Source organism: Dellaglioa sp. CoH-57-MRSF-19 (assembly GCF_056781975.1).
In genome coordinates this window covers 17,696-37,474 of record NZ_JBXAXW010000002.1, presented here as the reverse complement: position 1 = coordinate 37,474, position 19,779 = coordinate 17,696, and the positions used below count along the sequence as shown (strand labels likewise).

17 protein-coding genes are annotated in these 19,779 nt (G+C 33.9%); all 17 read right to left on the bottom strand.

All coding sequences use genetic code 11. The annotated features are described in order from the left end of the window. Positions 1 to 205: 205 nt before the first annotated feature. The 17 genes from rbfA to AC1RO3_RS01925 all read right to left on the bottom strand — a co-directional run bounded on the left by rbfA (position 206) and on the right by AC1RO3_RS01925 (position 19,761). Positions 206 to 559, bottom strand: coding sequence for a 30S ribosome-binding factor RbfA (gene rbfA / locus AC1RO3_RS02005; RefSeq protein WP_409022457.1), 354 nt, complete (start codon positions 557 to 559; stop codon positions 206 to 208). A gap of 27 nt (positions 560 to 586) precedes the next feature. Next, positions 587 to 2,914, bottom strand: a complete 2,328-nt coding sequence (infB, locus tag AC1RO3_RS02000) for a translation initiation factor IF-2 (protein ID WP_481761381.1) — start codon at positions 2,912 to 2,914, stop codon at positions 587 to 589. 15 nt (positions 2,915 to 2,929) lie between these two features. Then, positions 2,930 to 3,235 carry a L7Ae/L30e/S12e/Gadd45 family ribosomal protein gene (locus AC1RO3_RS01995; RefSeq protein WP_409022455.1) on the bottom strand — a complete coding sequence of 102 codons (306 nt, stop codon included), beginning with the start codon at positions 3,233 to 3,235 and terminating at the stop codon, positions 2,930 to 2,932. Further along, a complete protein-coding gene (gene rnpM / locus AC1RO3_RS01990) occupies positions 3,225 to 3,524 on the bottom strand; it encodes an RNase P modulator RnpM (RefSeq protein WP_409022454.1) in 300 nt (99 codons plus the stop codon). Before rnpM ends, AC1RO3_RS01995 begins: the two co-directional genes overlap by 11 nt. A gap of 43 nt (positions 3,525 to 3,567) precedes the next feature. Further along, the gene (gene nusA / locus AC1RO3_RS01985) at positions 3,568 to 4,644 is read right to left on the bottom strand and encodes a transcription termination factor NusA (protein ID WP_409022453.1); all 1,077 of its coding nucleotides are present in this window, start codon (positions 4,642 to 4,644) and stop codon (positions 3,568 to 3,570) included. A 29-nt stretch (positions 4,645 to 4,673) separates the two neighbouring features. Further along, positions 4,674 to 5,147: a ribosome maturation factor RimP gene (gene rimP, locus AC1RO3_RS01980; RefSeq protein ID WP_409022452.1), complete on the bottom strand. Its 474-nt coding sequence runs from the start codon at positions 5,145 to 5,147 to the stop codon at positions 4,674 to 4,676. 131 nt (positions 5,148 to 5,278) lie between these two features. Beyond that, the gene (locus AC1RO3_RS01975; RefSeq protein ID WP_481761382.1) at positions 5,279 to 9,622 is read right to left on the bottom strand and encodes a PolC-type DNA polymerase III; all 4,344 of its coding nucleotides are present in this window, start codon (positions 9,620 to 9,622) and stop codon (positions 5,279 to 5,281) included. 72 nt (positions 9,623 to 9,694) lie between these two features. Further along, positions 9,695 to 11,410: a proline--tRNA ligase gene (locus AC1RO3_RS01970; protein WP_481761383.1), complete on the bottom strand. Its 1,716-nt coding sequence runs from the start codon at positions 11,408 to 11,410 to the stop codon at positions 9,695 to 9,697. Between the two features lie 23 nt (positions 11,411 to 11,433). Next, a complete protein-coding gene (rseP, locus tag AC1RO3_RS01965; RefSeq protein WP_481761384.1) occupies positions 11,434 to 12,705 on the bottom strand; it encodes an RIP metalloprotease RseP in 1,272 nt (423 codons plus the stop codon). A gap of 23 nt (positions 12,706 to 12,728) precedes the next feature. Next, positions 12,729 to 13,523 carry a phosphatidate cytidylyltransferase gene (locus AC1RO3_RS01960; protein WP_409022448.1) on the bottom strand — a complete coding sequence of 265 codons (795 nt, stop codon included), beginning with the start codon at positions 13,521 to 13,523 and terminating at the stop codon, positions 12,729 to 12,731. 10 nt (positions 13,524 to 13,533) lie between these two features. Continuing rightward, positions 13,534 to 14,301 carry an isoprenyl transferase gene (locus AC1RO3_RS01955; RefSeq protein WP_481761385.1) on the bottom strand — a complete coding sequence of 256 codons (768 nt, stop codon included), beginning with the start codon at positions 14,299 to 14,301 and terminating at the stop codon, positions 13,534 to 13,536. A gap of 86 nt (positions 14,302 to 14,387) precedes the next feature. After that, complete coding sequence (frr, locus tag AC1RO3_RS01950; RefSeq protein ID WP_409022446.1) at positions 14,388 to 14,951, bottom strand: ribosome recycling factor; 564 nt, start codon at positions 14,949 to 14,951, stop codon at positions 14,388 to 14,390. Beyond that, entirely contained in the window at positions 14,952 to 15,674 is a 723-nt protein-coding gene (pyrH, locus tag AC1RO3_RS01945) for a UMP kinase (protein WP_481761386.1), read from the bottom strand. Between the two features lie 133 nt (positions 15,675 to 15,807). Further along, positions 15,808 to 16,683: a translation elongation factor Ts gene (gene tsf, locus AC1RO3_RS01940; protein WP_481761387.1), complete on the bottom strand. Its 876-nt coding sequence runs from the start codon at positions 16,681 to 16,683 to the stop codon at positions 15,808 to 15,810. 109 nt (positions 16,684 to 16,792) lie between these two features. Further along, positions 16,793 to 17,584, bottom strand: a complete 792-nt coding sequence (rpsB, locus tag AC1RO3_RS01935) for a 30S ribosomal protein S2 (RefSeq protein ID WP_409022443.1) — start codon at positions 17,582 to 17,584, stop codon at positions 16,793 to 16,795. A gap of 164 nt (positions 17,585 to 17,748) precedes the next feature. Then, positions 17,749 to 18,738, bottom strand: coding sequence for a D-2-hydroxyacid dehydrogenase (locus tag AC1RO3_RS01930; RefSeq protein ID WP_481761388.1), 990 nt, complete (start codon positions 18,736 to 18,738; stop codon positions 17,749 to 17,751). Positions 18,739 to 18,768: 30 nt separating this feature from the next. Beyond that, positions 18,769 to 19,761 carry a D-2-hydroxyacid dehydrogenase gene (locus AC1RO3_RS01925; protein ID WP_481761389.1) on the bottom strand — a complete coding sequence of 331 codons (993 nt, stop codon included), beginning with the start codon at positions 19,759 to 19,761 and terminating at the stop codon, positions 18,769 to 18,771. Positions 19,762 to 19,779: the final 18 nt, after the last annotated feature.

Below are 19,779 nucleotides of genomic sequence, written 5' to 3'. Positions count from 1 at the left end.
CATATAATCAAAGATATGAGATACCAATACTTACAACTAATTTTACTTGATTACTATTAAAAATAAAAGATATGATTATATTATAAGATAATATCTCCATTGATGAGGAGAAAAAAAGGCCTAATCACTAAGGATTAGGACCTTCATAAAGTTATCCATCAACAACAGTTTAAATAGAGCAACAAACGGTATCAGGATTTTTATTTTAATATTCAGAATCTATCTTTTTAAGTAATTGATCAATTTTATCACCATATTGAACTGACTCATCTCTTACAAAAACCAATTCTGGTGTTTTATAAATTGATAATCTTGATCCAAGTTCACCACGAATTAATCCAGAAGCTTTTTCCAAACCACGTTGTGTTTTTTGTGCATCTGATGCCATATTTGACAATATACTATAGTAAATTGTCGCCTGTTGTAAATCACCAGTTACATTAACTCCCGTAATTGTGACACCTTCAACTCGAGGATCTCTCACTCGTTTTAAAAGAATATCATTAACTTCTTTTTGAATTTCTTGTGATAAACGACCTACACGGTAATGTTGTGTCATTTTATATCCTCCTATAGTTGTTATGAATTATTTAACTGGAACTTCTTCCATAACGTAGGCTTCAATTTGGTCGCCTTCTCTAATGTCATTGTATTTTTCAATCATGACACCACATTCGAAACCTTGTTTAACAATTTTAGCGTCATCTTTAAAGCGTTTCAAGCTTGCTAATTTACCTTCATAAATAACAATACCATCACGAATTAAACGAACGCCGCTATCTCTTTCGATGTAACCTTCAGTGACGTAAGCACCACCAATTGTTCCAACTTTTGTAACTTTATATGTTTCACGAATTTCAACTTGTCCAGTTATTTTTTCTTCAAAGACTGGTTCAAGCATTCCCTTCATAGCCGTTTCAATTTCTTCAATTGCGTTATAAATAACACGATGTAAGCGAATATCAACTTCGTCAGATTGTGCTTGAAGTTTAGCTTGAGGTGTTGGACGAACATTAAATCCTATAATGATAGCATTACTTGCTTCTGCCAAAGTAACATCACTTTCAGTAATTGCACCAGCTGCTTGATGAATGATATTAACTCGAACACCTTCAACATCAATCTTCTTCAAACTTCCTGCAAGAGCTTCAACTGAACCTTGAACATCTGCTTTAATAATAACAGCAACTTCTTTTAATTCGCCTTCTTTAAGTGAATCAAACAAGTTATCAAGTGTTACATGCGTAACATTTCCACGTTCTTTTGTTAAAGCACGTTTAGCACGTTCTTCACCAGCTGCACGAGCAGTTTTTTCATCATCAAAGACAACGAAACGATCGCCAGCACCTGGAACATCATTCAAACCAGTAATTTCTACTGGTGTAGCAGGTTTAGCTTTATTAACTTGACGGCCTTTATCATTTGTCATAGTACGGACACGTCCGAAACTATTACCAACAACAATTGGATCACCAACTTTTAACGTACCTTGTTGAACAAGTAATGAAGCAACTGTTCCACGGCCTTTATCAAGACGAGCTTCAATAACAGATCCAATACCCTTTTGTTTTGGATTTGCTTGTAATTCAAGAACTTCGGCTTCAAGTAAAATCATTTCTAATAATTCATCAAGGTTTGTGCCTGTTTTCGCTGAAATTTCAACGAAAATAGTATCACCACCCCAACTTTCAGGAATTAATTCATATTCAGCCAATTGTTCTGTAACATGAGCAGGATTAGCACCGGGCTTATCCATTTTATTAACAGCAACAATAATAGGTACATTGGCTGCTTTAGAATGATTAATTGCTTCAATTGTTTGAGGCATAACCCCATCATCAGCAGCAACAACTAAAACAGTGATATCAGTAATATCGGCACCACGAGCACGCATATTTGTAAATGCAGCATGTCCAGGTGTATCTAAGAATGTAATTGTTTTATTATCATGTTTTACTTGGTAAGCACCAATATGTTGTGTAATACCACCAGCTTCACCATCAGTAACATGTGTATGACGTAATTTATCAAGTAAGGTTGTCTTACCATGATCAACATGTCCCATGATTGTAACAACTGGTGGTCTTGAAACAAGATTATCTTCATTTTTAATTTCTGCATCAAACATTTTATCAATATCAGCAACATCTACATCGATTTTAGCTTCTGATTTAATACCATATTCTGCTGCTAAAATTTCAATTGTATCTGTATCGAGTGTTTGATTTTGGTTAACCATTACGCCTAACATAAATAATTTTTTAATAATTTCTGCTGGTTCACGATGAATCTTTTTAGCAATTTCAGCAACATTAGTTGCAGCATTGTAATATAAGATTTCTGGTAATGGTTTATCTTTTCTGGGTGATACAGGTGGTTTTGGTGTCGTTGAACGACGGTTTTTCTTATTTCTGTTACGTTTGTTATAAGGATTATTCCCATAACGGTTATTATTATTAAATCTCGAACGTCCTTGCTGATTAGCATTACCATTATTAGCAGTTCTAGCACTTGATTGTGTACTATTTTGAGGACGATTTGCTGGCTTTTCATTTGTTGTCTTTGGTGCAGCGTTAGTTGTTCTTGCTACTGGTTTTGAAGCTACCTGCGATGATTTTTGAGCAACAGGTTTACTATTCGTTGTTTTAGCAGGTTGTGCTGGTTTCTTTGCAACAGGTTTTGCTACTGGTTTTTTCGGTGTTGCATTAGATACAGTTTTTTCAACCATTTTCTTTGCAGCAACTACTTTAGCAGCGCCCTTTTTAAATTTATCGCGAATCTGACGTTCTTCATTATCACCAATAGTTGACATATGATTTTTAACATCAAAACCTTTTGTCGTTGCAAAATCAATAATATCTTTAGTATTTAATTCTAGCTCTTTAGCTAATTCATAAATTCTTTTTTTTCCCATATTTGCATGCTCCTTCTATATATCCATTAAGTCACACATCCTTCTGCTAAAACCTTTATCGGTAATAGCATACACTGTGCGCTGTTGTCCAACGGCCTCACTTAAACTGGCTTTTGAAAATCCAACATATAATTTAACATTATAGCTGTTGCACTTATCTGTTACTTTTTTTAAAGTCGCTTGTCCACAATCTTCAGAAAGAATAACCAATTTAGCTTTATTCTTCCTGACAGCATTCAATACTAGTCCTTCACCAGTCACCAACATACCTGCGCGTCTGGTCAAGCCTAGCATTTGTAAGAATTTTTGACTATTTTTCATCTTTAAATAATTCTCGTCTAGCTACCTGATGGTCAACATATTCGACAAGTTCTTCATAAAATGATTCGTCAATCTTAATACCGAATGCTTTATTGAATGTTCTTTCTTTTTGAGCCTGCTTCGCCACATCTACATCAAGAAAAATATATGCGCCACGCCCTGGTTTCTTACCTGTTGGATCTAAAGATACTTCATTTTCTTTATTCTTAACAACACGAACAAGTTCTTTTTTAGGTTTCATTTCACCCGTAACGATATCTTTACGCATTGGAATTTTACGATTAATCACTTTAATTTGCCTCCAAATCAATTACCGATCAGTTTTAATCGGCTTATTTGTTTGTTTCAGAAACTTCTTTTTCTTCACTACTGTTAACCATATCAGATTCAGATTTAATATCAATTTTAAACGTTGTTAATTTTGCAGCTAATCGTGCATTTTGACCTTTTTTACCAATTGCTAATGACAATTGGTGATCTGGCACAACTACAGTACAAGCATGATCATTTTCTGGATTAAAGACAACATTGACAACTTCTGCAGGATTCAAAGCATTAGCAATGTATTTTGCAGGATCTTCATTCCATTCAACAATATCCATATTTTCGCCTTTTAATTCATTAACAATAGTTTGTACACGTTGTCCTTTAGGACCAACACAAGTACCAACAGCATCGATATCTGGATTATTCGAACGAACAGCTACCTTAGCACGGTCACCTGCTTCACGAGCAATTGATACAATTTCAACTGTTCCGTCATATATTTCAGGAACTTCTTGTTCAAATAATCGTTTTAGCAAGTCAGGATGTGAACGACTAACAAAAACTTGAGGGCCTTTAGCAGCATTCTCAACTTTTGTGATATAAACTTTAATTCGATCATGTGGATTAAAACTTTCACCAGGAATTTGATCAATCTTAGCTAAAACAGCTTCCACTTTACCTAAATTAACATAAATATAACGATTATCATGACGTTCTACTTCACCGCTAACGATTTCATTTTCATATTGAATATATTGATCATAAACAATACTACGTTCAGCTTCACGAACACGTTGCATGATAACTTGTTTAGCAGTTTGTGCAGCAATTCGTCCAAAATCCTTAGGTGTAACTTCAAATCGAATTGAATCGCCAACTTCATATGCTTTATTAATCTCTAAAGCATCTTGCAAACTAACTTCAAGACGTGAATCAAAGACTTCTTCGACTACTTCTTTAACCGCATAAACTGTAATATTACCTTTTTTTGAATCAAACTCTACTTCAACATTTTGTGCTTGATTGTAATGACGCTTGTATGCAGAAACTAATGCTGCTTCAATGGCATCAATAATAACTTCTTTTTTAATACCTTTTTCTTCTTCTAACACTGTAAGTGCACTTAATAGTTCTTTACTCATCTTTAATTTACTCCTTTATAAAAAGCTACTTAAAATTTGATAGCTAAGCGCGCCTTAGCTATTTTTTGACGAGGAATAACGATCGTTCTCTTACGCGTTTTGTCCATATAAACAACTGTTAATTCATCAGCTGTTAATTCCGTTAAGGTACCTTGAAAAATTTTAGCGTTATTAATAGGTTCATATAGTGAAATATTAACGTATTCATTCAAAGCTCTTTCATAATCTTTTTCCTTTTTCAAAGGTCTTTCAGCACCAGGTGATGAAACCTCTAAAAAATAAGCTTGTGGAATTGGATCAGGATTAATCTCATCTAATTTTTCACTTAAAATATCACTAACAGCAACACACTCTTCAATTTTAATGCCTTCAGGTTTATCAATGTAAACTCTTAAAAACCAACTTGGGCCTTCTTTAACAAATTCAATGTCCACCAATTCAATATTCTGTTCATCAACAATTGGTTGAACTAGCTCTGTGACAGTCTCTATAACAGTACTCACACGTTACCCTCCTTACATTTTCCCAATAAAAAGAGTGAGCATCGCTGCTCACTCAAACAAGATATCAAAATACTTTCTTTAATATAGCATAATTTTCTGAAAACATCAACAAACTGCTATGTTCTCACTTTTTAGAAAAAGACATCATCAAAAATAGATAGTTGATTTTCATCTGGTAATGCTTTTAAAACATTATTTTCAGTCATATACTCAATTAATGACTTAGAAACTTTACCACGTTTAGCTAAATCTTCTTTAGATAAAAATGGGCGTTCCTCACGAGCAGCAATAATTTGCTTAGCAACGTTATTACCAAGACCTGGTACAGCTCTAAATGGTGCAATTAACTTATCACCATCAATTATCCAATTTGAATCATCTGATTTATCCAAATCAATCATCCCAAATTGGAAGCCACGTTCAAGCATTTCATTGCTTAATTCAAGGACCGTCAACAAATTTTTCTCTTTTGTTGATGCATCCATCCCTTTATCATTAATATCTTTCATTGCTTTTTTCACTGCTTCTTTACCATGCGACATTGCGACTAAATCAAAATCATCTGCTCTAACACTGAAATAAGCACAGTAATATAACATTGGAAAATAAACTTTATAGTATGCAATTCGTAAGGCCATCAAAATATACGCAGCAGCATGTGCCTTAGGGAACATATACTTGATTTTTAAACATGCTCCGATATACCAATCTGGAATTTTTGCTGCTTTCATCTCAGTTTGATAATCATCTGAGATACCTTTTCCTTTTCGAACACCTTCCATAATATTAAAAGCGCTACCAGCTTCCATACCCATATGAATAAGCCCCATCATGATATCATCACGACAGCCAATAACTTCCGGCATCGTGATTGTTCCATTAGAAATAAGTTCTTCAGCGTTTCCCAACCACACATCTGTACCATGTGATAGACCAGAAATTTTTAATAGTTCAGCAAATGTTTTAGGTTTTGTTTCTTCTAGCATCCCTCGAACAAATCTCGTTCCGAATTCCGGAATACCTAATGTACCTGTTTTTGAGAAAATTTCGTCGCTAGTAACACCAAGTACTTCAGGCCCTTGGAATATTTGCATAACGCCCTTATCATCCGTAGGGATTGTTTTTGGGTCAACTCCTGATAAATCTTGTAACATTCTAATCATGGTTGGATCATCATGACCCAAAATATCTAATTTCAAGATATTATCGTGGATAGAATGGAAATCAAAATGGGTTGTTTTCCATTCGGAAGTTGAGTCATCTGCTGGATACTGGATAGGTGAAAAATCATAAACATCCATATAGTTAGGGACAACTAAGATACCACCAGGATGTTGACCGGTCGTCCGTTTAACGCCAGTTGACCCCTTAGCAAGTCGATCTATCTCCGCATTTCTAAACGTTGCTCCAGTATCACGTTCATAACCCTTAACATAACCATAAGCCGTTTTATCTGCAACAGTACCAATTGTTCCTGCACGGAAAACATAATCTTCCCCAAATAAAACTTTCGTATAATTATGCGCAATTGCTTGATAATCACCCGAAAAATTCAAATCAATATCAGGAACTTTATCACCATAAAATCCAAGAAAAGTTTCAAATGGAATATCATGTCCATCTTTATCTAATGGTGTACCACATTTGGGACAGTCTTGGTCTGGTAAATCAAATCCAGACCCATATTCACCTTTTTCATAAAAATGTGTATATTTACATTTAGGGCATCGATAATGAGGTGGTAATGGATTAATTTCTGTTATTCCAGTCATTGTTGCAACAAGACTTGACCCAACAGATCCACGGGACCCTACTAAATAACCATCTTTGTTAGATTTATGAACTAATTTTTGTGAAATTAAATAAATAACTGAAAATTCATTATCAATGATACTTGTCAATTCTTTATCAAGACGTTTAACCACAGTTTCAGGTAACTCTTCTCCATAAAGTTCATGAGCGCGATTATAGGTTAATTGTTTAATTTCTTCTTCAGAGCCATCAATTTTCGGTGCATATAATCGATCTTTAACTGGAGAAATGTCATCATCAATCATATTAGCGATTAAATTCGTATTTGTAACAACGATTTCTTTAGCAACATCCGCACCTAAAAATTGGAATCCTTCCAACATTTCATTCGTTGTTCTAAAATGTGCATCAGGTAAAATAGAACGATTTAACGGATTAGCACCACCCATTGAATTAACAAGAATTTTACGATAAATACTATCTTCAGGGTTCATATAATGAACATCTCCAGTCGCAACAACCGGCTTATCCATTTCGTGTCCTAAATCAACCATATTTTGTAAAATTTCCTCTAAATTTTGATTATCCTTAATTAATTCTTGATGGATTAGAGGTTCATATAATGCTTTAGGCTGAATTTCTAAGTAATCATAAAACTTAGCCTTTTCTTTAGCCTCTTCCATCCCTTTTTGCATCATTGCTGTAAATACTTCACCTGAGTCACACGCTGAACCAACGATAATACCTTCACGATATTTATTTAACTCACTTCGAGGGATGCGGGGCATCCGATAAAAATAATCTATCATCGAAGTTGAAACTAATTTAAACATATTTTTAAGTCCGGCTTGAGTTGTCGCAAGTAACGTAACATGGAATGGACGTGCTTGTTTGTAAGCATCATGCTCACCCATATGATCATTCAATTGAACATGTGACGTTATTTCAAATCGTTCCTTAGCATCTTTAATAAAGATATTACACAAAAGACCAGTTGTCTCAGCATCATAAATAGCGCGATGATGATGTTCCAAGTTAACATTGAATTTTTTGGAAAGTGTATTTAATCTAAACCCTTTTAATTCGGGATGTAAAAATCTTGCTAACGTTAACGTATCAATGATTGGATTTTGCATAGGTTCCATGCCATGACGTTCATATCCAGTATTCATAAAGCCAATATCAAAACTAGCATTATGGGCAACTAGAATACTACCTTCTGAAAATTCTCTAAATAATTTAAAAACTTCTTCTTCAGATTTTGATCCATGAACCATTTCATCCGTAATTGAGGTTAAATTAGTTGTTGTTTCAGATAAATGATGTCCTGGATCAATAAATTCATCAAATTCTTCAATGACATTTCCCTTTGTCATTTTAACAGCAGCTAATTCAATAACTTTATCAAATCGAGCAGATAAACCCGTTGTTTCCGTATCAAAAGTAACATAAGTGGCTTCTTCTAGATTTACATCCTTATCATTAAAAGCAATTGGAATACCATCATCAACAACGTTAGCCTCAACACCGTACAAAATTTTAATATTATTTTTCTTTCCAGCAGAATGAGCCTCAGGAAAACTTTGTAAGGTAGAATGATCCGTAATCGCAATTGCTTTTTGTCCCCATTTACTGGCTTGCTGTACATAATCCGTAATTGAATTTGTGGCATCCATTTGACTCATATTTGAGTGTAAATGTAATTCAACACGTCGTTCATCATCTGGAGCTGTTTCTTGACGGCTTGGGTGGTCGACTTGATTAATATCGTAAGCATTCACCACTAGATCTCGCATAAAATTATCTTCTTGTACTGCACCACGAACTCTGACCCATTCTTTTTCTTGAATAGCAGCAAACATCGCTTCGTCTTCTTCATTACGAGAGAATTTTTTTACGGTCATGGATGAACTATAATCCGTCATTTTAATGATCATTAATTGTCTTTCAGACTTAAGCGTCCGGATTTCCTTAGAGAAAATATATCCCTCAATAATAACCGAGCGTTCCTCTTCAATGATTTCAACCATCCGTTTTGCAGGCTCTTTTGTACTAATCTTTTTACCCATTTGAACAGGTCCATTAATTACAGTTTGAGAATCAGTCTTTTTCTTTTCATTTTGTTTCTGAATAGTTTCTGTTGCCTTCTGCATCATTATGGCATCTTGAGATTCTTTTCGCTGTCTAATTTCTTCTATTTTTTCTTGTGATTTTGATTCATCTAATAATGTATTAATATTTATCTGTGGAAATCCGACCATTTGATACGCAGTTTCAATTGGTCCTAATGCTTGACCTGTTAAGAACGTTTTTACAATTTCATTTTCAGCCATTAACATCACTCGTCTATCATCAAGATAAGGGACGTTCCCATGAAAAAGTTCTTGTACTAGCGAAGAATTAGCTTCACTATTTTTAACTGCCCATGTCCAATAATCGCCTAAAAGTTGGTTTGTTAATTCTGGTTGCTCAACTTGAACAGTTATTTTTGTTTTTGCAATATCTTTAAATGTAATTGCAATTTTATTTTCTAAGTCACTAAATAATGAAAATGGCAAAATTTTAGGGGCAACTAGCTTGAATTCCCATAGTTTTGACTTTTCATGAACAGTTACGGTTGAAATTTCAATTAAATCCAATATTTCACTATCTTGTTGGTCACTTGATTGAAAATTAATTTGTTCTAATAGTTTATTGAATAATTCTTTATTATTAAGCGACAAATGATTGACTCCTTTTCTAAAAATGAAAAAGAGACTGAGTCAAAATTTTCTTTTGAACTCAATCTTCTTTAACTAGTTTTGATTTTCTTCTTTTAATAAAATTGAGATAGAGCTCTCTAATTCGTCTTTCGTTACTTCAATCGTTTCACCATTTCTACGTAACTTCACTTCAACGATACCATCAGCAGCTTTCTTACCAACTGTAATTCGAACAGGTAATCCAATTAAATCTGAATCAGCAAATTTAACACCTGCACGTTCTTTACGATCATCAAGCAATACTTTGTAACCATTTTCAGTCATTTTTTTGTCAATTTCATTAGCTAGAGCCATTTGTTCATCATTTTTAGCATTAATTGGAATTACATGAACATCGTATGGTGCAATACTTCTAGGCCATACTAAACCATTTTCATCAGCTTGTTGCTCTGCAATGGCTGCAAGTAAACGACTAACGCCGATTCCATAACAACCTAATATCACAGGTTTTTCGCGGCCATTATCATCTAAGATATTAGCGCCCAATGCCTCAGAATATCGTGTTCCAATTTTGAAGATATGACCAATTTCAATCCCCTTAGTAAATTTCAATTCGCCTTCCCCTTCAGGTGAAGTTTCACCTTCTTGAGCCAAACGTAAATCTACAAATTTATCTACTCGGTAATCACGATCAATATTTGCGTTAAATAAATGAGAACCAGTCGTATTTGCACCAACGACCGCATTTATCATTCCCTTAATTCCTTCGTCGGCAACAATTGTTACGTCTTCTGTAACACCAACAGGTCCAAGTGAACCAAACTCTGCACCCAACACTTCAGTAACATCTGAATCAGTTGCCATACGTAAAAAATCAGCGCCTAATGTGTTTTTTAATTTAATTTCATTCAAAATATCATTTCCGCGCATTAAAACCATCACTGGTTTTTCATCAGCCATAAATAATAATGATTTTATTAAATTTTCACTTGCTGTATCAATAAATTTAGCCAACTCATCAATTGTTTTAATATTTGGTGTTTCAATTTTTTCAATATCTTTAATCGCTTCATGTGAATTCTTATATGTTTTCAAACTTTTTGCCATTTCTAAATTAGCTGCATAATCGCTCTTATCAGAATAAACGATTGTATCTTCACCAATATCAGAAATTGCCATAAATTCTTTTGAATCATTACCGCCCATTGCACCTGCATCACCAATAATACTTCTAAAATTAAGACCACAGCGTTCAAAAATATTTTGATATGCACGATTCATTTTTTGATAAGTATCATTTAAACTTTCTTCATCCGCATGGAATGAATAAGCATCTTTCATTAAAAATTCACGGCCTCTTAATATACCAAAACGAGGTCTATTTTCATCACGATATTTTTGTTGTATTTGGAACATTGTCAGTGGTAATTTTTTATATGATTTGATTTCATCACGAATTAAAGAAGTAAATGTTTCTTCATGAGTTGGTCCTAAAATAAATTTTCTATCATGTCGATCTTTTAATTTAAAAAGTGTATCACCATAGGTTTCATAACGACCTGTTTCTTCCCATAATTCAGCAGGAATAACGGCAGGTACAAGCATTTCAACCGCTCCAATTGCTTCCATTTCTTCGCGAATAATTGTTTCAATTTTTCTAATAACGGAGAAAGCTAATGGTAAATAACTGTACATTCCGGCTGAAACTTGTCGAATATATCCAGCTCGTAACATCATTTGATGACTGATAACCTCAGCATCGCTTGGAACTTCCTTCATTGTTGGTATTAATAATTGTGATTGTTTCATACTATTTTATTCTCCTTTTTCATTTAAAAGAAATAACGCTGAATATCATTCCATGTGACTAATATCATCAATATCATTAAAAATGCAAATCCAACTAATGTAATAACACCTTCTTTTTCAGGTGAAATTGGTTTGCCACGAATTCCTTCGATAATATTTAGTACTAATTTTCCACCATCTAAAGCTGGAATTGGTAATAAATTCACAATTCCTAAGTTAATTGATAAGAATGCAAGCAATGACACAACACTCGCCAACCCATAACTTGCTGCATTTGAAGTCACTGCATAAATTGCAACCGGACCACCAAAATCATTTAAGCTGACACCTTTAGTAAACATCCCTACTAATACAGCCACAATACTAGCCACGACACTCCATGATTGCGTAAACCCATAAGTAATTTTATTGATAAATGAGTGATCCATTTTAACTGTAATACCAATTTTACCGATCTTTGTTGAGTCTGTTTTACTTGATTCAGGTGTAATAACGATTGATTCTGTTTTACCGTTCCTTATTACTTTTAAGTCAGTTTTTTTATCAGGACGACTGCTAATCGCTGTCGTTAATTCAGTCCAGTTTGTTGTCTTTTTATCAGATACAGCTACAATTTTATCATTTGCTTTTAACCCCGCCCTTTGAGCCGCAGAATTCTCTTGAATTGTACCAATTTGATTCAAATTGGTTGCAACGCCACCTTGCATAAAAGCAAGTAGTATAAATGCAACAATAGCTAATAAAAAGTTATTCATCGGTCCAGCAAAATTCGTTAAAATTCGATTCCAAAGCGTAGCTGATTGAAATTGAACATCTTCAGGAGCGATTTGAATTTCTGTGCCATCTTTTTCAATTATTAACGCATCATGATCAACATTATATTTTTTTACTATCTCTTCATTACCATTTTCATATCCTGTAATCCAGAGTTCTTTTTGCAAATCACTATCTAGGTATTCGATTGGGATACCATTATACAGCGTTGTTTTTTTACTCGTATTAATCTTTGTAACCTTATTATTACTATCCAGTATTAAACTCATAGGCATACCAGGTTTTAAATCTTCATCTTCATCATCAGCGATTCCCGCCATTCTAACATATCCACCAAGAGGTAATATTCTTAAAGTGTACGTTGTACTACCTCTATGGAATGAAAGTATTTTTGGCCCCATACCAATTGAAAATTCACGAACTAAAATTCCAGCACGTTTTGCAAAATAGTAATGACCAAATTCATGAATCACAACTAAAATTCCAAAAACGATAATAAATGTAATAATCGTTTTAATCATGTGAATCCTCCCCCTTTAATTTATTACATTAACCCAAATAAATGCATAATTGGCCATACAAATATTAAACTATCAAATCGATCTAAAATACCACCATGTCCAGGTAGAATACGTCCAGAATCTTTTACACCATAGAAACGTTTAAACGCGGACTCAACTAAATCACCGCATTGTCCAAATACCGAAAGGATTAACGTAATCAAAATCATTATAGGAAAAGAATGATTTTGTGGGAAGAAGTAAATAAAGATACTTCCTAACAGTGTAGCCATTAATGTTCCACCAATTGAACCTTCCCATGTTTTATTTGGACTAATATGTGGTGCTAATTTATTTTTACCAAACTTACGTCCAAACATGTAAGCACCTGTATCTGTTGTCCAGATAACAATTAAAATATATGCTAATGTCATTAATCCGTTAAAATCGTTGCCTCTTGCCGCAATAAAATAATGAAATCCCATCCCGACATATAAAGAACTTAAGACAAAAACACCAGCATCATCAAATGAAAAACGATTTTTTGAAGTAACCATATACATTAATAGAAGTGCAACAAGAAAATAAAATACATTTACAGAAGAAATGTGAGCTGGTAAAAATTTAAACCACTTATCTGGTGCAATCACAGTTATTGTCATTAAGATACCAAAAGTAGCCTCTGGTGATATCAATAATTTTTTCTTCATTACAAATACTTCCGAAATACCAATGCATCCTAAAATTAAAGCAAATATCTGCAATGGTAGTCCACCAATAATAACCAATGGTATGAAAATACAGAGAGCCACAATTGCCGTAATTACGCGCTGTCTCATAAAAATTCTCCTATTCTTTTATACCACCGAAACGGCGGTCTCTTTTTTGATAATTTAGTATTGCATCTTTTAATGCATCTTCAGAAAAATCAGGCCATAATGTATCAGTAAACACTAATTCACTATAAGCAATTTGCCATAATAAGAAATTAGATATTCTTTCTTCACCACTAGTTCTGATTAGTAATTCCGGATCATTATAAGGTGCTAAATTACTAGTCATTAAATACTGGTCAATTGTTTTATCTGTTATCTCTTCAACGCTTAGTTTACCATTAGAGGTATCAGTTGCAATATTTTTGATAGCCGTCACAATCTCTGCTCGCCCACCATAATTTAATGCAAAATTAAGAACCATCCCTGTATTATCTTTAGTATCTTCCACTGCATTTTGAACAGCTAATTTTGTTTCATTTGGAAGCTGATCAATGTAGCCCATAACATTAACTTTTACATTCTTTTCAATTAATTCTGGTACAAACTTATCAAAAAAAGTACCCGGTAAACTCATCAGGTAATTAACTTCTGTTTCGGGCCGTTTCCAATTTTCAGTAGAAAATGCGTAAAGTGTTAAAACTTTAATCCCTAAATCACTTGCAGCCATAGTTACTGTTTTTACAGTATCCATACCGGTTTTATGTCCCGCAATTCTAGGTAAATGCCTTTTTTTTGCCCAACGTCCATTACCATCCATTATAACAGCAACATGTTTAGGAATTCTTTCCATATCCAATTGGATTAATTCATTTGTTTTATTTTTTTTAAAATTAAAAGCCATATTGTACCTCCAAGAATAGTTACATGTTCTATTGTAGCAAAAAAACAGGCACAAAACGACGCCTGTCTTAAAATAAAGCTATTTATTTAAACTGCTAAAATTTCTTTTTCTTTATCTGCTTGAATATTATCAATATTTTTAATTGATGCATTCGTCACATCTTGAGCTTGTTTTTCTAAATCTCGTAAATCATCTTCGGTTAAATCACCATTTTTTTCTGATTTTTTCAAGGCATCAACTGCATCACGTCTGATATTACGAATAATAACTTTAGCATTTTCTGCTTCAGCTTTAACGTCTTTAGCTAATTCCTTACGACGTTCTTCTGTTAATTGAGGAATAACTAATCGAATTGCTGATCCATCATTCGAAGGGCTAATTCCTAAATCAGCAACTAATAAACCATGTTCAATATCCTTCAAAGCACTTTTATCAAATGGCGTAATTAAAAGTACGCGAGCTTCTGGTACTGAAATTTGTGCAACTTGATTAAGTGGCGTTGGTGCACCATAATAATCTACTGTCACATTATTCAATAAACTAGCATTAGCTCGACCAGCCCGAATATTACCAAGATTTTTTTGAAGTGAAACCTCTGCTTTTGACATTTTATCTTGAGCATCAACTAATATAGGTTCTGTTATTTTCATTTATTTTCCCCTAACGGTTGTTCCGATGGTTTCACCGAGAACAACTTTTTTTATATTTCCTGGTTCGTTCAAATTAAATACGACTAACGGAATATCATTATCCATCGATAATGTACTTGCAGTTGTATCCATAACTTGTAAGTTTTTATTAATTATATCTAAATGTGTTAATTCTTCATATTTTGTTGCTGAGTCATCCTTTTGAGGATCAGCAGAATAGACACCATCTACGCCATTTTTTGCCATCAATATAACATCAGCATTAATTTCTGCAGCTCTTAACGCTGAAGTTGTATCTGTTGAGAAATATGGTGAACCCGTACCCGCAGCAAAAATAACAACGCGACCTTTTTCAAGATGACGAACAGCTTTACGGCGAATATAGGGTTCTGCAATTTGGCGCATTTCAATAGCTGTTTGAACTCGAGTTGGGACACCTACAGACTCAAGATTATCTTGCAATGCTAGTGCATTCATAACTGTTCCTAGCATCCCTATATAATCTGCCTGCGCACGTTCCATACCCATTGCGGCTCCAGCTTCACCACGCCACATATTACCACCACCAACAACGATAGCGACTTCAACACCCATTTCTTGAATTTCTTTTAATTCTTCAGCAACTTTTCTAATTACAGGTGGATTAATACCAAATCCTTGTTCTCCGGCTAATGCTTCACCGCTTAACTTCAACATAACGCGTCGATACTTAACATCTGACATCCAATGTTCCTCCTACAATCTATTTACAATTATTTTACCATATTTTAGGTATAATTAATAATTCAATTTATATCAAAATAAATTTATTAAAAAAAGTTTGTGCTTAAAGCACAAACTTTTGGATTGTAGAAAATTATTTAATTTGGCCCATAACTTCGTCTACAAAATTATTTTCTTTCTTTTCAAGACCTTCTCCAACTTCATAACGGATAAATAATTTAACTTTTCCACCCTTAGAAGCAACATACTTAGCAACTGTCATGTCAGGATCTTTAACAAAATCTTGATCATCTAAGCTAATATCAGCTAGATATTTATTTAAACGACCCTCAACCATTTTTTCAATGATATTTGCTGGTTTGCCTTCATTAGCAGCTTCTTTAGAAAGTACTTCTTTTTCATGTGCCAATTCATCAGCAGGTACTTGTTCACGAGATACATACTTAGGATTAATTGCAGCAACATGCATAGCAACATCTTTAGCAGTTGATTCATCAGCATCTGTAACGACAACAAGTGTTGAAATTGAGCCACCCATATGTGAGTATGATCCAAAACTTTCATTATCAGTTTTTTCTACTAATTCAAAACGACGTAATGAAATTTTTTCACCAATTACTTGTGTTGCTTCAATTAAATCATCATTAATTGTGCCACGGTCTGTTTTAATTGTAAGTGCTTCTTCAACATCTTTAGGATGTGCTTCAGCAATTTTAGTAGCAATCAATTTAACAAGTGTTTTGAATTGTTCGTTTTGAGCAACGAAATCAGTTTCTGCGTTAACTTCAACAATAGCTGCAAAGTTACCAGAGAATTGAACATCAGATAGACCTTCAGCAGCAACACGGTCACTTTTTTTAGCAGCCTTTGCCATACCTTTTTCGCGGAGGAAATCGATTGCTTTTTGCATATCACCGTCAACTTCAACGAGTGCTTTTTTTGCGTCCATCATACCGACACCAGTTGTATCACGTAATTCTTTAACTTGAGAAGCAGAAATTTTTGCCATTTGAATGGCCTCCTTGTTTAAATAATTTAATTGATTTTATATCTAAAAAAACTGCCTCAAAAGAAAGGGCCATTACAGTACCTAATTTTGAGACAGCCTAATTTATTTACTATTCAGCAGTTTTTTTATCATTTCCGCCTTCAACAGCTTCAACGATATCTTCGATTGAATCTACTTTTTCGTCAGCCTTTTTGAAAGAAGCTTCATTCACTTCTTCTTTACCTTGATTAGTTTCAATAATAGCATCAGCCATTTTTGCAGTAATCAAACGTACAGCACGAATTGCATCATCATTTGAAGGGATTTTTACATCAATTTCATCTGGATCACTATTTGTATCAACCATAGCGATGATAGGAATATTCAATTTTTGAGCTTCCTTAACAGCGATACGTTCTTTACGAGGATCAACAATGAATAATACATCAGGGATGCGAGGCATATCTTCAATACCACCCAAGAATTTTTCAAGACGATCTCTACGTTTAATTAATAAAGAAACTTCTTTTTTAGGAAGAAGATCAAATGTGCCATCTTCTGACATTTTTTTGATTTCTTTAAGACGTTTGATACGTTTTTGAATTGTGTTCCAGTTAGTTAAAGTTCCACCTAACCAACGATGGTTAACAAAGTATTGTCCAGCACGAGTTGCTTCTTCTTCAATAGCATCTTGTGCTTGTTTCTTTGTACCAACAAAAAGAACAACACCATCATCTTCAGCAGCTTTTTTCATTGATGCATAAGCAGCATCAACTAATTTAACTGTTTTTTGTAAATCAATGATATAAATACCATTTCTTTCAGTAAAGATGTATGGTTTCATCTTTGGGTTCCAGCGACGTGTTTGATGTCCAAAATGAACACCGGCTTCGAGCAATTGTTTCATACTAATAACAGCCATAATGTAGTGCCTCCGAGTAAAAGTTTTATTTTCCTCCCAAGTGTTCAACTGTGCTAAGACTCTCCCGAGCACCCTCAGTCACATCCCACAAGGTGTGAATTGATGTTTTAACATCGTCTTTAAGTATACAAAATCTAAAATTAGAACACAAGTCTTATTTTTAATTATTTAACTTCTGTTTCCACAACGCCTGTTGTTAAAAATTGATAAGCACTATTCAAAGCAATTTCAACCATATTTTTAACTGCAGTTTCAGTATAGAATGCAATATGAGGTGTTAAAATAACATTTACCATATCTAAAAGTTCATTAAATAATGGATCTTCAATAGATGAGTCCGTTAAATCATGATTAAATATTGGATTTTCGAATTCATACGTATCTAAAGCTGCTCCACCAACTTGTCCTGATTTTAATGCGTCAATTAAATCTTCAGTATTAATTAACGTTCCACGGGCTGTATTTACAATCAGAACTCCGTGTTTCATTTTTTCAAATGAATCTCGATTAAGCATGTGTTCATTCTCTTTTGTAGCTGGCGTATGTAATGTAATAACGTCTGCTTGTTCGAACAACTCATCTAATGTATCAACATAAATACCACTCTTTTTTAATTCAGCATTTGGATAGACATCGTATGCAATAACTTTTGCACCGAATCCTTTGTAAATGTCCATTGCAACCCGGCCAATACGTCCAGTTCCAATAACACCCACGGTTAAGCTTCTCAACTCGCGTGAAATATTTGGAGCCCAACGATAGTCTTGATTTTTAATTTTTAAATTAAATTCTGGTGTTCTTCTTAAGAGTTGCATCAATTGTGTCACAGAAAATTCAGCAATCGCGTTAGGTGAATACGCTGGGACATTTGTCACCGTCACACCGTATTTTTTAGCTGCAACTAAATCAATATTATCAACCCCGACATTTCTAACAGAAAGAATCTTAATATTCATCTCTTTCATTTTAGAAAATAATGTTTCGTTATAAGGGATTGTTTGCAATGCAATAATACCATCAAATCCATCCGCTTGCTGTATCGTTTCATTCGTTAATAAATCTTGAGTAATTTCAACATCAACTTGATTGTCATCAGACCATTGATTACCAAATCCAACTTCATCTTTTCTCATACCGAACGCAATTAGTTTCATAATACAAAATCCTCCATTTTCTGACTAATTTTATTTAAATTTAACTTCTTTATCAGAATGTCCTGTTTCTATTAAGTCTTTACTTGCATTCAAAGCATCTATAACCATATTCCTGACAGCAGGCTCTGTATAGAACGCTGTGTGTGGGGTAATTAACACATTCTCACGTTGCAATAAGTTTTTAAAAGTACCATTTACTTGTGATTCTGTTAATTCTTTATTGAAATAATCAGTCTCATTTTCAAGTGTATCTAATGCGGCACCGGCTACTTTCCCTGAATCTAGCGCTCTTATCAGTGCATCGGTGTCAATCAATGTTCCTCTGGCCATATTCAAAATATGCACACCATTTTGCATTTTACTAAATGCTTCGTCATCTAATAAATGATAATTATCTTCAGTAGCAGGGCTATGAATTGTGATAACTGTTGATTTTGCATATAGCTCATCTAATGTATCAACATAGATTCCTTCTTCTTTCAAAGCAGGATTTTGATAAATATCATATCCAATAATTTTTGCACCAAATGCTTTAAAAATTTTAATGGCTGTTTGCCCAATTCTTCCTGTACCAATCACACCAACTGTTTGTGTGCGGATTTCTTTAGAGATATCGGGTTCCCAAGTGAAATCGTTATTCTTCATTTTACGATTAAATTGTGGTGTTTTTCTAAATAACTCCAACAATTTAGCTACAGATAGCTCCGCAACAGCACTTGGAGAATAAGATGGCACATTCGTCACAATCAATCCATACTTATTAACTGCATCCCCATCAACGTTATCCACACCAGTATTACGAATCGATAAATAATTAATATTTAAATCATGAATTTTTTTAATTAATTCAGGTGTATAGTCCTTTTGTTGGTAGGCAACGATAGCGTCATAATTTTCTGCTAATTGAACTGTTTTTTCGTCTAATAATTCATTAACAGTTTTTATTTTAATTTGATTATCTTTTTCCCATTCTTGGACATACAATAATTCATCTTCTCGGATACCATACGCAATGATTTTCATAATGTTATACCTCTTTAT

Excerpts from the sequence above, each read along its gene's own strand:
- rbfA (WP_409022457.1), bottom strand. The coding sequence starts at position 559 with ATGACACAACATTACCGTGTAGGTCGTTTATCACAAGAAATTCAAAAA.
- infB (WP_481761381.1), bottom strand. The coding sequence starts at position 2,914 with ATGGGAAAAAAAAGAATTTATGAATTAGCTAAAGAGCTAGAATTAAAT.
- AC1RO3_RS01995 (WP_409022455.1), bottom strand. The coding sequence starts at position 3,235 with ATGAAAAATAGTCAAAAATTCTTACAAATGCTAGGCTTGACCAGACGC.
- nusA (WP_409022453.1), bottom strand. The coding sequence starts at position 4,644 with ATGAGTAAAGAACTATTAAGTGCACTTACAGTGTTAGAAGAAGAAAAA.
- AC1RO3_RS01970 (WP_481761383.1), bottom strand. The coding sequence starts at position 11,410 with ATGAAACAATCACAATTATTAATACCAACAATGAAGGAAGTTCCAAGC.
- rseP (WP_481761384.1), bottom strand. The coding sequence starts at position 12,705 with ATGATTAAAACGATTATTACATTTATTATCGTTTTTGGAATTTTAGTT.
- AC1RO3_RS01960 (WP_409022448.1), bottom strand. The coding sequence starts at position 13,523 with ATGAGACAGCGCGTAATTACGGCAATTGTGGCTCTCTGTATTTTCATA.
- AC1RO3_RS01955 (WP_481761385.1), bottom strand. The coding sequence starts at position 14,301 with ATGGCTTTTAATTTTAAAAAAAATAAAACAAATGAATTAATCCAATTG.
- frr (WP_409022446.1), bottom strand. The coding sequence starts at position 14,951 with ATGAAAATAACAGAACCTATATTAGTTGATGCTCAAGATAAAATGTCA.
- pyrH (WP_481761386.1), bottom strand. The coding sequence starts at position 15,674 with ATGTCAGATGTTAAGTATCGACGCGTTATGTTGAAGTTAAGCGGTGAA.
- tsf (WP_481761387.1), bottom strand. The coding sequence starts at position 16,683 with ATGGCAAAAATTTCTGCTTCTCAAGTTAAAGAATTACGTGATACAACT.
- rpsB (WP_409022443.1), bottom strand. The coding sequence starts at position 17,584 with ATGGCTGTTATTAGTATGAAACAATTGCTCGAAGCCGGTGTTCATTTT.
- AC1RO3_RS01930 (WP_481761388.1), bottom strand. The coding sequence starts at position 18,738 with ATGAAACTAATTGCGTTCGGTATGAGAAAAGATGAAGTTGGATTTGGT.
- AC1RO3_RS01925 (WP_481761389.1), bottom strand. The coding sequence starts at position 19,761 with ATGAAAATCATTGCGTATGGTATCCGAGAAGATGAATTATTGTATGTC.